Here is a 13,499-nt window from a genome sequence, read left to right on the forward strand (position 1 = left end):
GATTTGGACTGTGCTATTAGTATCAAATAAGGGATGGCAATTGAATATAAAAAAAGCGTGTTATGATTATCTTCTTCAAAACACGCTTCTTCCTAATATATCGAACATTCATCAACTTTATATCTTAAAATACACCTAACAATTTTTCAGAATTCCTCTAAAAAAATTAGACTTATCTTCCTGGTCTATTCAAGACTATTGCTGAGTACGCTGCATTTCCTGCTTCTCCATATAATTGCGCATCTTTTTCATATATCTAGATGCATCCATTGGATCTTTTACAATCATTTCAATAATACAGAGTTTTTCAGTACTTTCTATTACAGCTTGGTTTATTGCCTGATCAAGCTCTCCGTAGGTACGGACTGTAGCTGTAAGCGCATTGCCTCCAAAAACTTCCGCTAGCTTAGTATAAGACCATTGAGGAATTTTGTTGTACTTTTGATTTTTTGTTTTTACATTCAAATATTTTTCAATCGTATAACCATCATTGTTTAAGACAAAAATTATAGGCTTGCATCCATAATAAAGCATGGTGCTGATTTCTTGAGCTGTCAGTTGTAAGGCTCCATCCCCTGTAAACAGAAACACTCGGCGTTCAGGCACAGCCATAATAGCACCGAACGCCGAGGGGGTTGCGTAACCGATGGACTGCCAACCACCTTGCCCAATATATATTACATCGCTCGGTAGTCTCACCTCTGCCATTCCGTAATAGAATGTACCGGTCTCGACAACTACAATGTCTTCCTCTTTCAGCATCTGCTGAAAACGTGGATAATAGTTCGCCGCTATTAGAGGGACATCGGTGTTAGTATTTAATTGGTCGTAAGGGAATGACATTTTTTCTACCAACCCTTGTCCCTTATAACCCACATTCTGTATTGCAAGTAACATGTCAGTTGCAAGAACATTCGGATACTCTGCCTCAGCAATTTTAACCATATCTGGTTGAATATTGACCGTTATTAGCTGGTTTAGTTTTGAGGTAAAACTTGCGGTATTAGTATCCGCCAATACCATACCAATTGCGATGATACAATCTGCATTTTCTACCTTACTTTGAACTTCAGAATCTCCAAAAGATCCTAAGTACATTCCCACATAATTTGGATGGGTTTCGTCGAATCCTCCCTTTCCGTACAGCATCGTTGCAACAGGAACATTCATGGTGTCTGCCAGTTGTTGAACTGCCGCTTGAAGACCGAAACGCATGGTTTTTACATCCACCAGTATAACTGGTCTATGTGCACGATCTAGTAGCTTATGGACATGATTGACCGCAGCATGAAGAGTTTTCAAATTAGATGTTGGGCGCTGTTGTGTTGGCTCTACACGATTTTTAATCGGCTTGGTCACTAAATCATCGGCCACAACAAGATATACAGGCTTTTTCTTTTCTTTAGCAATTTGAATTGCGGCTGGAATTTCAATTTTAGCGTTTTCAGGCGTAAGCACCGTGCTGTATGCAGTAATTTGCTCATACATGTTGCGAAAAACATCAAAATTCCCATCCATTAAAGTGTGATGCATCAGCTTATGCTCTTTTTGATCATTTTCGGGAGGCGCACCCACTATATGAATGATTGGTACATGCTCACTATTAGCCCCAGCTATAGCATTACAAGCGCTGAGTTCTCCGACTCCAAAAGTTGTAATAAGAGCGGACATCCCTTTAATTCTTGCATAGCCATCTGCAGAATAGCCCGCGTTTAGTTCGTTCCGCCCTTCTATAAAGCGGATACCTTTATAACGCTCTAAAGTATCAAGAAGTGTAAAATTATAGTCTCCTGCAATACCAAAAATCTCGGTAATGCCCTCCAATTTTAAACAATCGAATAAATATTGACCAACCGTTTTTTGAGAAGGTTGCCTTTGTAAACCAAAGTTATCCTCATTTATCATGTTTTCCACCACTTGTTCACCCCTTATCTATTTCTTAAATTGTTTTATAGTATTCTTTTTGATAATACCCTTTAATTGAACCCATTATCCGTTGCACTGAGCCAAAGCAGTATATCAAACGCAATTAACTAATATAAAAACATGTTGCTACTAAAGGTACATGCTTTATAATCCAACATAATTGTAGGTTTGAGATAAGATTTAAAAGTTAAAAAAGAATACTGTTTTGAAGAAATTTTAATGATTTTAAGTATGACAAAATCTATCGAATACCGCTAAATTAACAGCTATTTAGAATTATGATGAAAAGAACATCTTCTGAAATTGAAAAATGGATTAAGGAACCGTTAAATGACACTAAGCTATTTCTTTAAAGAACCATCTAGGTTCTTTTGTTGTTTTCTAATCTCAAAGTTTACCTCTCTAATAAGTGGAAATAATAGAACTATAAAACTTTGGATGGAGGATTTACAGTGACAAATAATGAGAATTACAGTGGAATATTACCCCATAATGCCGAATCTTATTGGACGAGCAGTATTCATTTACCAGAATACCCTTCCTTAGAAAATGACATGCAGGTCGATATTATTATTGTAGGAGGAGGAATTACTGGCATTACTTCTGCCTATCTTCTAGTAAATGAAGGTCTAAAAGTCGCTGTTATAGAGGCAGACAAATTATTAAATGGAACGACTGGACACACGACAGCTAAAATTACTGCTCAACATGATATGATTTATGACGAGCTTATCAGATATACCGGTAGAACTACCGCAAGATTGTATTACGAAGCAAACATTGATGCTTTAAAATTCATTCAAACCACAATTAATAAACATCACATTGATTGCGATTTCACTCAACAAGATGCTTACCTGTATGCCACAACAGAAGAATATGCATTTAAGTTAGAAAAAGAAGCAGAAGCTTATAAAGAGCTTCGTATTGAAGGCGAACTTGTAAAAAAACTTCCTATTAACTTAAAAATACATAATGCACTTGTTATGAGAAATCAAGCGCAATTCCATCCCCTTAAATATTTAGCCCATCTTTCAAATATAATTACAGAAAAAGGTGGATACATCTTTGAAAATACCACAGCAGTAAATATAAAAACAGGAGAAAAACCTGTGGTTCTTACCCGTGGAGGAGCTCAAATTACAGGAAAGTATATTCTCTCTTGTTCCCATTTCCCTTTTTATGAAGGCGCAGGACTTTACTCTACGAGAATGCATGCAGATCGATCCTATATAATTGCTGCTAAGACAAGAACAAATTATCCAGGTGGTATGTATATTAGTGTAGATGAACCGACACGTTCTCTCCGTTCCACAACAATTAATGGGGAAGAATTCATTCTTATCTCTGGAGAAAGTCATAAAACGGGACAGGGCGGAGAAACACAAAAACATTATGAAGCCTTGGAAATATTCGGTCAACAAGTTTTTGGACTTGAAAACATTTCATATCGTTGGTCAGCCCAAGATTTAATTACACTAGACAAAATTCCTTATATCGGTGAAATCACCTCTGATCAAAAAAACATATTAATTGCTACTGGATTTAGAAAATGGGGTATGACTAATGGGACTGCAGCTGCCCTTTTATTCCGAGATATCATATTAAAAGAAAAAAACAAATATCGGGAATTATATACTCCCTCCCGTTTCCATATGAATCCAAGTTTAAAGAACTTCTTAGTCGAAAATGCCAATGTTGTTGGTCACTTAATTAAAGGAAAGTTAGAGATTCCACAAAAATGTATCCGTGATTTATCTAACGATGAAGGAGCTGTCGTTGATATTGATGGACATAGAAAAGGAGCTTATAAAGATGCAGAAGGTAAACTTCATATTGTAGATACAACTTGTACCCATATTGGATGTGAAGTTGAATGGAACAATGGAGAACGTTCTTGGGATTGTCCGTGCCACGGTTCGCGATTCTCATATACAGGAGAAGTACTTGAAGGTCCTGCTGAAAAACCATTACAAAAATACGATTATAAAATGATAGATAACCTTACTTCAGAAGACTCTGGTTACTAATTAAATTTATGTAAGCAAAAATAGCTACATAGTATGTAGCTATTTTTGCTTTTTTTAACTCCTTATTGTTCGTAATCTCAAATCGAAATATAATCTGTCCTATTCCTATCAATTTAATAAATATATTCTTCTCCAGCATGAAAAATTGAGTTGAACTTCTAAAGATAAGTATGAAAGGATGAAATTGAATTTACAATATAAAACCAACATACTCCCGTTTGAGGGTAACTCGGTTTTATTAGTTTGATGATGTTGTAGCCATACTCCTAAAACTGACAACTTATAAGAGAATATCATTTTTCACCTTCTATTCTAACTAACAAGTCGTGAAATTCGTTTCTTCCTCCATGAAAGTTTATAATATCCATATTGCAAAAATAAACTTACAATAAATGCTGCTGGATACCCAATCCATATTCCTTTTATACCAAGATTCGTATGATAAGAAAGGTAATAAGCAACGGGGACTTCTACAAGCCATATAGATACGACACCGATAATAGTGGGCCATAATACAGTTCCACTTGCTCGCATTGTCGCACCAATAATTTGAGCATGACCGAAAATTAAGTAACTCCAAAGTGTAATCATCACCAAACTATGTGCAATTTCAATTGTATTCGAGTTCGTTAAGAATAACGATAATATTTCTCTTGAGAATAAGTAAATAAAAGCGATTAATATACCACCAATTATATAATTCATAACAATTCCAGCGCGAATGACTTCCTGTAATCGGTTAAATTGTTTCCCACCAATAGATTGCGCAGCGAAAATAGATACTGTAATTCCAAGACTGACCGCAGGCATCTGAACATAACTTGCAACCTGGTTTACAACCCCATATGCAGCAGTCGCCTCAGAACCAAAACGATTCACAAATGCGATTACCGCAATCTCAGATAATGAAACAAGAATCATATTAATACTCGCTGGAATTCCAAGGCGTAATAATAGTTTTAATAGATCCAAATCCATACGAAGATATTTCCGTACAGCCTCGTCTAAGTTCAGTGGATGATTCTTCTTCTTTAAATAAATAAGCATAACTATAAATGTTACAATGGTTGAAATAACAGAAGCATACGCTGCTCCGTACACACCAAGTTTTGGTATTCCTAGCCAACCAAAAATTAGAATAGGTAATAGAATTATATTTAAGACTGTGCTAACAATTAAGAAATAAAATGGCGTCTTAGAATCTCCTGTACCTCTTATAAATGTTGTATAAGAGAAATATAGAAATAAAACTGGCATAGAATTAAATAAAATACGTGCATAATGTACACTCATATCAATTATATTCTCTGGTGTACCCATAAAACGCATAATGTTCAGTGCAAATACATTTCCCGCTATTGCCAAAATAACTCCTATTATAAAGGTAAATGTCAACGTCGTACCAACTATGGCTTTTAAACGATCTTCATTACGGGCACCAAATGCCTGACCAATTAAAATCGAACTACCTGATCCAATTCCAATTACAAACGAAACAAGCAAAAAGAATAATGGAAAAAATGCTGAAATGGCAGCTAATTCATTCATACCAAGCCATCGTCCTACTACCACCATACCAAATAATTGTCCAACTGATTGTAATATGTTACTTAAAAGCAAGGGAACTAAAAACATAGACATCGATTTCCATGTTGCTTTCTTTCCCTTTTGTTGATTTTTTAATCTTTTACTTTCTTGAATACTATCTATTGATGATTTCATATTTGATTTCCCCTTTTATTTGGAGGAATTATGTCATTCTAAGAATAATACGTTAAAGATAAAAAAGAAATTTTTAAGTTAACGTTATTATCTTATTCATAGATTTCCCCCTACGTAATAATAGTTTTTAAGAATTTGTTTATTTATTCATTCTTTCTACCATTTATCTCTTTCCTAAAAATTTTGATATAACCGAATTGAAGCTTTACCCTTATAAACCTATTCCTATATTTCTTCTAAGCGATAGTAAACATCTTCCTTACCTACTCTTCAACATGTACAGCAGTTAGATTAATGTGCGTTGCACCGTTTATTTTAATAAAATTATTTAAATTATTAAATGTAATAAACAATTAATAAGCAAAATTGGTATAAAAAATGATTTTTTCTAATTAACTAATGTCATTTCTTATATTAGGATGTAAAAATTATATAATATAAATATTATATTAGCCCCTTGTTGCTGTGTTTTTAGGGCATTTATGTTGTATATTTTTTAAAGATTTGTCCAAAATATAACTAACCTGTTTTAGAACAAATCGGTTATCGAGTAGCTAGCTTTTGCTAGCTGCTCTTTTTAATGTCGAATTCAATTATTTATCTCATTTCCTATAAGTTAACTTTAACAATCATTTTTGAAATAGATGAGAAATATTCTATCTGATCTTATTGCTCAATACAAAAAGGTTACTTTTAATTTAGGCATTTTTTTATAGTATTTCTCCAAAAAATTATAATAGCTTCTGTTCCTTTCCCTTTAACTTTGTTTTTATTGTGAATATTTTAACCAAACATATACGTTTGATAGTGAAATTGCAGATCAAGAGCACGTAATAACTAGTTAATATAATTCATTTTTCGAATAAAAATGAGCATTTCATCTATACTAAATATTACAACTCGCTCCTTATCCAGGTTGTATGAAATAGAGCAGTTGCTACCACTAACTGCTCTATTTTAATTTTAGTTACATAAACTTGAAGCTTTTGTACATACTATGTGTACTCCTTAAATTCATGGATGTAATGTTCTTATGGCAGTTAGCTTTTGCTAACTGCTTTTTATTATTAAGTATGTTCTCATCAAAATGATGAATTCCTAACTATTAGCTCAGCTCTTTCTATCTAGAAGAGTAGTTTGTACTTTTACTTAAAATTCCTTGAAAACAATTTGAGCATAGATTTTTCCCATAAAAAAAGGAGAGATTATAATCTCTCCTTCTAATCCATACACTATATAATTAGCGAGTGAATCGACCGACAAGTTGTTCCTCAGCCATTGCTACTAGACGTTTTGTAATTTCATCACCAACAGTCCGTTTGGACGAGCGGTTGCGTCTGCACCAAGTTGTACATCAAACTCTTATGCGATTTTATATTTCATTTGATCAATTACACTTTCAGTACCACGAACTAATAATTCGTTACGGCTTCCACTATTCTTACGTATACTCGTCAAATTTCATGCTCATACTGTTTAGAGACGGTAGTCCATACCATTCGGATTGACCTCCAGCACATGATAAATTTATAACCGTTCCTATAATTAGGAGCGGTCTTATTTCATTTCCTATAATTCTAATGATAAGAAAGCATTATTTGTTCCCTTCCGATAGCTATCTATAGTCACCTTTAGAGGGAAACATATCAATTTATTAGGAGAATACCTTTTTAATATGGATAATATAGTATCATTAGATTCATTAAAGCCACTAAAACTCTCTTAACGTTTTTAAATACGAGGGAAGCGTCTTAAAAATGGGCATAGCGTTGTAAACCCGCATTTTCCTGATGGTACCCCATGACCATCAACTTAATAATTTTATAAAACCCCCAGGATGAAAATTTTGTGTATTTCTGATAGAGGGCAACTTATTTTTTCGTTTTGGGGAAGAATGTATTTCTTAACCTGATAGCGATGGGGTATAGCCGAGATACGTATAAAAACAGGCCATAGACTTACGTTTATTTCCAATTTCGTTTGAAATCAGCTATTATATTTTCATAAAATTACAGCTTAGATGATATTTAGCTAATTGTCTAAAGAAAATGTATGCATAGCTTTGCTGTGTGTTTTATCAATGTAGTTTTTGAATTTTAGAAACAAGAAAAGGAATCCTTAATAGCTTAAGGATTCTGCAACAGGAAAGAACAAATATATAATAATAAAAAGAATTACTTATATTATAATTTTTAAAAAAGACAAATATGTTGAGAAAACTTGGAATGGATTGAATATTTATATGTGCTTATTTATAATTAATTAAGAGTTGGAGTAGTAATCTGTCATCTGTTCCTTTTTTAAAGAAGATTGATCTCAATCTTCTATTTTTTTGTGTTTTTTCCTCTTCTCTCGAAAAAAGGAAAAAGAATTACTTAAGAATTGTGGAAATTACTTGCTTGTAGACTAGTTGTTGCTTACCATGAACCATTATTAGGACGGTAATTTTATCTGTTGCAAGGATCTGCCCACGTACTGGAACACCATTCCCTAAAAATACAGTTACTTCCCCTTTTTTCTCTTTCAATTGTTCATACATATCTTCTTGTAAGTTATACATGAAATACGCACCCTATTTGTATCTACTTTTCTTTTAATACTTGCTGCCGCTCATTGTTATCTATTTGTATTTCCCATTCACCTTCTATTTTTCTAAACCATTTTCCTATTTTGCTTACATAATATTTTTTCACTTCACCATTTGGAATCCATATTTCTTGTTCCTGTATTTGACTCATCACTTCATGAAGAATCTCATCATGCTCGTTTTTTCTAGGTTTTCGATGATGCGTTCTTACAAACTGTATGTATTCCCTACGTAACCAATTAGAAATATGATCTTTTTGTTTTTGCCGGAGATGTGACCACTTTTTATTAGTCTGAAGGAGTTTTCCGTTTACCATTGTATGGTTTTTCATCAACACTCATCCCCTTTTACCTTCTAAATGCATATATACAATTATCGTATCACATTTAAATTAATATACGGCTCTAGATACATATTTCGAAAGAAATCTATCCTAAATAAAAATAATATCTCCATTTCACATAAAGTAGTATCCAAAATAGACGAGACCGAATCCATTAAGCGAATTAATTAGAGAGTCCCACCAATAAAACGCGAGTTTCGTACGCTAAGGATTTATTTCTTTAAAGAACTTGGTTTTTTCATACGTTAAGAAGGTTCCTTAAATGGTCGTTTTTAGAATTTGATAATCGAGTATATTTTATTGAAAATTTAGAGTTGACCATAAAACCAATATCCGATATATTGGTTTTATGAAAAAAGATATTATTAAACCCATTAAACGTATGTCATTTAGAGATGAAGTATATCTAACTTTGAAAAAAGCAATCGTTACATTAGAGCTGCAACCGGAGCAACGCTTAAATGACAAAGAATTAGCAGAAGAATTTGGAATTAGCCGTACTCCAGTTAGAGAGGCGTTGAAACGTCTTGAGGATGAAGGACTTGTTGAATCTATTCCTGGTTCAGTTACTCGTGTTGCACCATTAAATATTGAGGAGGCGAAACACGCATTTACTGTGGTAGCAGTTTTACATTCGTTAGCTGCTCGTTTAGCAGTACCATTATTAAAAGAATCGGATATTCAAGAATTAGAGTTCAGTAATAAGGCTTTACTATTATCTATTGAGAAAAAAGATATTATAAAATCAATTGAAGCTGACGAGTTATTCCATAATGTTTTTTTAGATGTGGCAGGAAATCCTGAAATCATTCGTGCGTTAGAACGAAGTATATCTAAGATTCAACGTCTCGAAATTTCTCAGTTCACTTCGATAAATGGTCTAAAGTCAGTAGAACAACATCAGCAAATTATAGAGGCGTGTAAAAATAAAGATAAAGAAACAACAGCGCATCTTGTAGAACAAAACTGGTTAAGCCTTGAGAAATTAATGACTTATGAGGTAGATTAAAGTGAGAAATTTGCGTCCTCTTTTTTTAGGTATATGTGCTGCTTTCTTTTTTGCTTTCACATTTATATTAAATCGAGCAATGGAATTATCAGGTGGTAGCTGGATATGGAGTGCTTCATTAAGGTTTATTTTCATGCTGCCATTCCTTTTACTTCTTGTTATGAGTCGAAAAAAATTAAAAATATTATTACAAGTTATGAGAGAGGATTTAAGTGCATGGTTTTTATGGAGTTTTGTAGGTTTTGGTCTATTTTATGCTCCATTATGTTTTGCCGCTGCACATGCACCAGGATGGATTATTGCGGGGACATGGCAAGTTACTATTATATCAGGATCTTTGTTAGCTCCTCTTTTTATCCAAACTTATCAAACACCAGATGGAATTATTAAGAAAAGAGGAAAAATTCCAATGAAGGGTATGAGTATGTCATTAATTATTCTTCTTGGTATTTTCCTTATGCAAATGGAACAAGCAAAATCGCTTGCTGTAAAAGATATTATGTTAGGTATTATCCCTGTTATTGTAGCTTCTTTTGCTTACCCACTCGGGAATCGTAAGATGATGGAGGTTTGTGGAGATCGACTAGATGCTTATCAACGTGTCCTTGGAATGACATTAGCTAGCTTACCATTTTGGTTTTTATTATCCTTGTACGGTCTTTTTACAGCAGGAATACCTAGTAAGGAGCAAACTATGCAATCTATTTTAGTTGCTATTTGCTCTGGTGTAATTGCAACTATCTTATTTTTTAAAGCTACTGATATGGTTAAAGGAGATATGCAGAAACTTGCAACTGTTGAAGCAACACAATCTATGGAGGTCCTTTTTGCTGTTATTGGAGAACTAATCTTATTACATTCTTCATTCCCCTCTATTTTATCTTGGTATGGCATGTTTGTAATAATGCTAGGAATGATAGCACACAGTTATGTTTCCCATAAAGGTGAAACAGTGCATAACCAAAATATTAGTGCTTAATTGATATTTTAAAATGTACAGTATCAACCCTTTTCTAGCTAGTAAAAGTAATGTTATTATTATAAGTTTTATGTCAGAAATTAATTAAGTAAAAGAATATGAATAAAAGCCGATACCCTTAATATATAGGGAAATCGGCTTTTTCTTTATAAAATTTTTTCTTAGCTTCCTTTACATTAAAGGATTAGTTTGTATACTTGAGGAGATGTGCGGGACAGGTGTACATTTAGGATGATTTAATATTTTCCATTCGAATATGATAGAATAGAAGTATATCCAAAATGGAGGAATAGCAAATGAACTCAAACACAAAACAGTTTATTTATGATATCCAGCAAAGAAAGAACAATTATATAGAAAATGCTTTAATAGCAATACAGCACCCTAAAAAAGAGCAATCTGAACAGGTCATTCAAAATATAGTAGAAAAGATGGATATGATGATTAGTCTAGTTACTACGTACATGAAGATTGAATCAGGATCTACGGAAGAATTAAAAGAACTTCAGAAAGAAATTATCCATGCTCAAGCATATATCCAAAAAAGAAAATTTGAAGAAACACAGAGATAAACCCCTGTGTTTTTCTTTGGACGTCTATTAAACCAATTTTTTATAAATCAAATTACATGTAATTTGATCATTGTTTTGGCATAATCCATACAATTTGTTGAATTCGTACAATATACGGTACCGTATATTCAATGAGCAAATGATCTGGTTTCACATCCTTTAACTTTCCTCTTACATTACCTCTTACAGTTTCAATAACCACATGTTTACCCATTACTGATTGTAATGTCTGATATACGTAGGGATTAGGCACACTTACCATATTTTATTCACTAACGTCATTTCCCTCCAAATAACTCACTCTATAAGACTCCCTTCTAACTTTCATTCTTTCTCCTAATATATGATATAAATCTTATATATATGCTAGAAGGATAATTCATTATAGGAACGGAAATAACATTTTAATAAGGTATGGTTTCTATTCCTAAATTGCTAAAAAACTATTTATATAAAGTTACTTTTACTAGTTAACAGATGATGATATAGGGATATTTTGAATGTACATCTAGTTTATTCCTTTCAGGATATGTATCATTTTAAATACGCCCTTTATTTGAATATTGCTCATGCTTTTTTGAGGTTCTTTAGTAATACGAGCGTTAAGTAAAATTACTAACAATAAAAACACTACATATTTTCCTCCTGTAGCTCCTATGATAACTACACTACTACAAACAAATAAAATTAATAGGAGAAACGAAATAAATACGGTTATAGTTCTTTGACATCTTCTCGTATTTTCTGCGTTCTTTCTTTGCATCCATTTAAATTCCTCCTTTAAATTATCTATTTCACTTTAAATAATGCCTTAAAATCCTCTTTTTTCACCCTCTATTCCTATCATGTGGTATCAGCCTTCCTTTTTAGTAATACTTTAGTAAACTAGACAACAAAAATGATATAGTCTAACATCTGTAAACGGTTTGCAGGATTCCGATTAGTTTTCATAAAAAATCTGTTGTTTTCGTTGAAATGGATAAGTTGTAATCTCATCTGCATCTAAATTTTCATGAAACAAATTGACAGCTGTAATCTGCCGACACTCATAGGTATGGTAATAATAAGTGCCTGATTCCATGCACATTGCGCTGGTATAGATGGTATTATCTAATACTCCTTCTTCCGTTATCACTCCACCTTTAGGAAGCTCGCAAGTTGATAAGATATGAAAAACTGCCGATACCCCCTCCTCTTCGTTATCTATACCTTGGATATTTTGTTTGCCATATGCTGCCCGAACAAATCTTGATGGTGGGGTAAAATCACCCGGAAGCCCTATTGAACCTGAACCTTGTCCAAAAGCACTTAATGATAAATCCCCCCATTGTGTAGACTCATAGGGCTGCGATCTAAGACCAATATATTGTCTTAAATTTTGAAGATGCCAGTTAAACTCTGGACTATTGGTCATTACCCCTAACGGATTGTCATACACTTTTAACCCCTCAGTTGTCGGCTCTAGTACAATACATTCTCCCCATTTATCCGCTATAATCCAATGTAGTGGCGGAGTAAGTCCTAAAATAGGTAATGGTACATCCAAAAAAGAAATACTAACAACAGACTTTCTTAACTCTTCAATAGAATTGAACTGCGTGAGACTCCAAGCCACAAAATCAAATGGAGCCAGATTCGTTTTATTGTCATCTATACTTTCATTATAAGTGGCGAAACCTGGGAAATAGAGTGTTGCACAAGTCATACCTGCTTCATTTACTCCATCTGCCAGAATGACCCTTCCTTGATAGTTAATCCCCATCCCGACAACTGCTTGTTTCGTTTCGATGGTTTCACCTGTTATATTGTTCCATCGATAACTTCGAGGAACTATTATTACTTCTTGATTGAAATCTAATGTAAAATCCATCGTTCTTGCAAAAAGATGTTGACCGTTTTTTGTCTGTAATGTCAAACTAGTACACATAAAGAACACCCCTTTGTTTAGTTTATTTAAACAAAAACCCATTTAATTGCTATCCTTAAGTTGATAGGCACGTATCTTTTTTCTTACTCATATTTATTGATACTCCTTTCAAAATTTGAATTTTCTAATACAATAAGTCCATTACTATAAGGAAAATAAAAATGATCAAAGAGATTACTAATCTCCTTTATGATTCCCCCTAACAAGTTAAAAAGCTATTATAAACAAACTTCAATAAAAAATACTTTCTCCCTCCTTTTTTATTACTGGATTTTTAAGTGGTTGGATGTTATCTAAAACAGAATTATTTATTGCATATGCTTCTTTCTAATTAACTAAATCCCCTGGTGAATAAAAATAAATGTTTGATGTGAATGTGTTAGATTTATTAAATGGAATGCAAG

The 13,499-nt window shown here is 33.3% G+C and carries 10 protein-coding genes and 2 pseudogenes; 4 read left to right on the forward strand and 8 right to left on the reverse strand.

The features are described 5' to 3' along the window. Positions 1-195: 195 nt before the first annotated feature. Positions 196-1,914 carry an alpha-keto acid decarboxylase family protein gene (locus AB6801_RS19965; protein ID WP_330939362.1) on the reverse strand — a complete coding sequence of 573 codons (1,719 nt, stop codon included), beginning with the start codon at positions 1,912-1,914 and terminating at the stop codon, positions 196-198. Positions 1,915-2,378: 464 nt separating this feature from the next. Between AB6801_RS19965 and AB6801_RS19970 the strand changes: the two genes are divergently transcribed. Further along, positions 2,379-3,956: an FAD-dependent oxidoreductase gene (locus tag AB6801_RS19970; protein ID WP_097842671.1), complete on the forward strand. Its 1,578-nt coding sequence runs from the start codon at positions 2,379-2,381 to the stop codon at positions 3,954-3,956. Positions 3,957-4,268: 312 nt separating this feature from the next. On the opposite strand, the gene AB6801_RS19975 is transcribed toward AB6801_RS19970, so the two are convergent. The 4 genes and pseudogenes from AB6801_RS19975 to AB6801_RS19990 all read right to left on the reverse strand — a co-directional run bounded on the left by AB6801_RS19975 (position 4,269) and on the right by AB6801_RS19990 (position 8,596). Then, positions 4,269-5,678: an MATE family efflux transporter gene (locus AB6801_RS19975; RefSeq protein ID WP_000842523.1), complete on the reverse strand. Its 1,410-nt coding sequence runs from the start codon at positions 5,676-5,678 to the stop codon at positions 4,269-4,271. Positions 5,679-6,918: 1,240 nt separating this feature from the next. Further along, positions 6,919-7,127, reverse strand: a pseudogene (locus AB6801_RS19980) (alpha/beta-type small acid-soluble spore protein). A gap of 922 nt (positions 7,128-8,049) precedes the next feature. After that, positions 8,050-8,238 carry an RNA chaperone Hfq gene (gene hfq / locus AB6801_RS19985; RefSeq protein ID WP_000282530.1) on the reverse strand — a complete coding sequence of 63 codons (189 nt, stop codon included), beginning with the start codon at positions 8,236-8,238 and terminating at the stop codon, positions 8,050-8,052. A gap of 22 nt (positions 8,239-8,260) precedes the next feature. After that, positions 8,261-8,596 (reverse strand): hypothetical protein, encoded by a 336-nt coding sequence (locus tag AB6801_RS19990; RefSeq protein ID WP_000788719.1) that lies wholly within the window; start codon positions 8,594-8,596, stop codon positions 8,261-8,263. Positions 8,597-8,957: 361 nt separating this feature from the next. On the opposite strand from AB6801_RS19990, the gene AB6801_RS19995 reads away from it, so the two are divergent. From AB6801_RS19995 to AB6801_RS20005, 3 genes are all read left to right on the forward strand, one after another. Further along, positions 8,958-9,617 (forward strand): GntR family transcriptional regulator, encoded by a 660-nt coding sequence (locus AB6801_RS19995; RefSeq protein ID WP_000710778.1) that lies wholly within the window; start codon positions 8,958-8,960, stop codon positions 9,615-9,617. A gap of 10 nt (positions 9,618-9,627) precedes the next feature. Further along, a complete protein-coding gene (locus tag AB6801_RS20000) occupies positions 9,628-10,596 on the forward strand; it encodes a DMT family transporter (RefSeq protein ID WP_086412725.1) in 969 nt (322 codons plus the stop codon). Between the two features lie 296 nt (positions 10,597-10,892). Continuing rightward, entirely contained in the window at positions 10,893-11,168 is a 276-nt protein-coding gene (locus AB6801_RS20005) for a hypothetical protein (RefSeq protein WP_001087710.1), read from the forward strand. Positions 11,169-11,235: 67 nt separating this feature from the next. Here AB6801_RS20005 and AB6801_RS20010 read toward each other — a convergent pair whose 3' ends face one another. The 3 genes and pseudogenes from AB6801_RS20010 to bsh form a co-directional block, all read right to left on the reverse strand. Continuing rightward, a complete protein-coding gene (locus tag AB6801_RS20010; protein ID WP_000255396.1) occupies positions 11,236-11,430 on the reverse strand; it encodes a YuzF family protein in 195 nt (64 codons plus the stop codon). 277 nt (positions 11,431-11,707) lie between these two features. Beyond that, positions 11,708-11,935 (reverse strand): annotated as a pseudogene (locus tag AB6801_RS20015) (hypothetical protein). A gap of 173 nt (positions 11,936-12,108) precedes the next feature. Then, positions 12,109-13,095: a choloylglycine hydrolase gene (bsh, locus tag AB6801_RS20020; protein WP_102956918.1), complete on the reverse strand. Its 987-nt coding sequence runs from the start codon at positions 13,093-13,095 to the stop codon at positions 12,109-12,111. Between the last annotated feature and the right edge of the window lie 404 nt (positions 13,096-13,499).

Source organism: Bacillus sp. RCC_6_1 (assembly GCF_041360755.1).
Classification (GTDB): Bacteria; Bacillota; Bacilli; order Bacillales; family Bacillaceae_G; genus Bacillus_A; species Bacillus_A cereus.

Excerpts from the sequence above, each read along its gene's own strand:
- AB6801_RS19975 (WP_000842523.1), bottom strand. The coding sequence starts at position 5,678 with ATGAAATCATCAATAGATAGTATTCAAGAAAGTAAAAGATTAAAAAAT.
- hfq (WP_000282530.1), bottom strand. The coding sequence starts at position 8,238 with ATGTATAACTTACAAGAAGATATGTATGAACAATTGAAAGAGAAAAAA.
- AB6801_RS19990 (WP_000788719.1), bottom strand. The coding sequence starts at position 8,596 with ATGAAAAACCATACAATGGTAAACGGAAAACTCCTTCAGACTAATAAA.
- AB6801_RS19995 (WP_000710778.1), top strand. The coding sequence starts at position 8,958 with ATGAAAAAAGATATTATTAAACCCATTAAACGTATGTCATTTAGAGAT.
- AB6801_RS20005 (WP_001087710.1), top strand. The coding sequence starts at position 10,893 with ATGAACTCAAACACAAAACAGTTTATTTATGATATCCAGCAAAGAAAG.
- AB6801_RS20010 (WP_000255396.1), bottom strand. The coding sequence starts at position 11,430 with ATGGTAAGTGTGCCTAATCCCTACGTATATCAGACATTACAATCAGTA.
- bsh (WP_102956918.1), bottom strand. The coding sequence starts at position 13,095 with ATGTGTACTAGTTTGACATTACAGACAAAAAACGGTCAACATCTTTTT.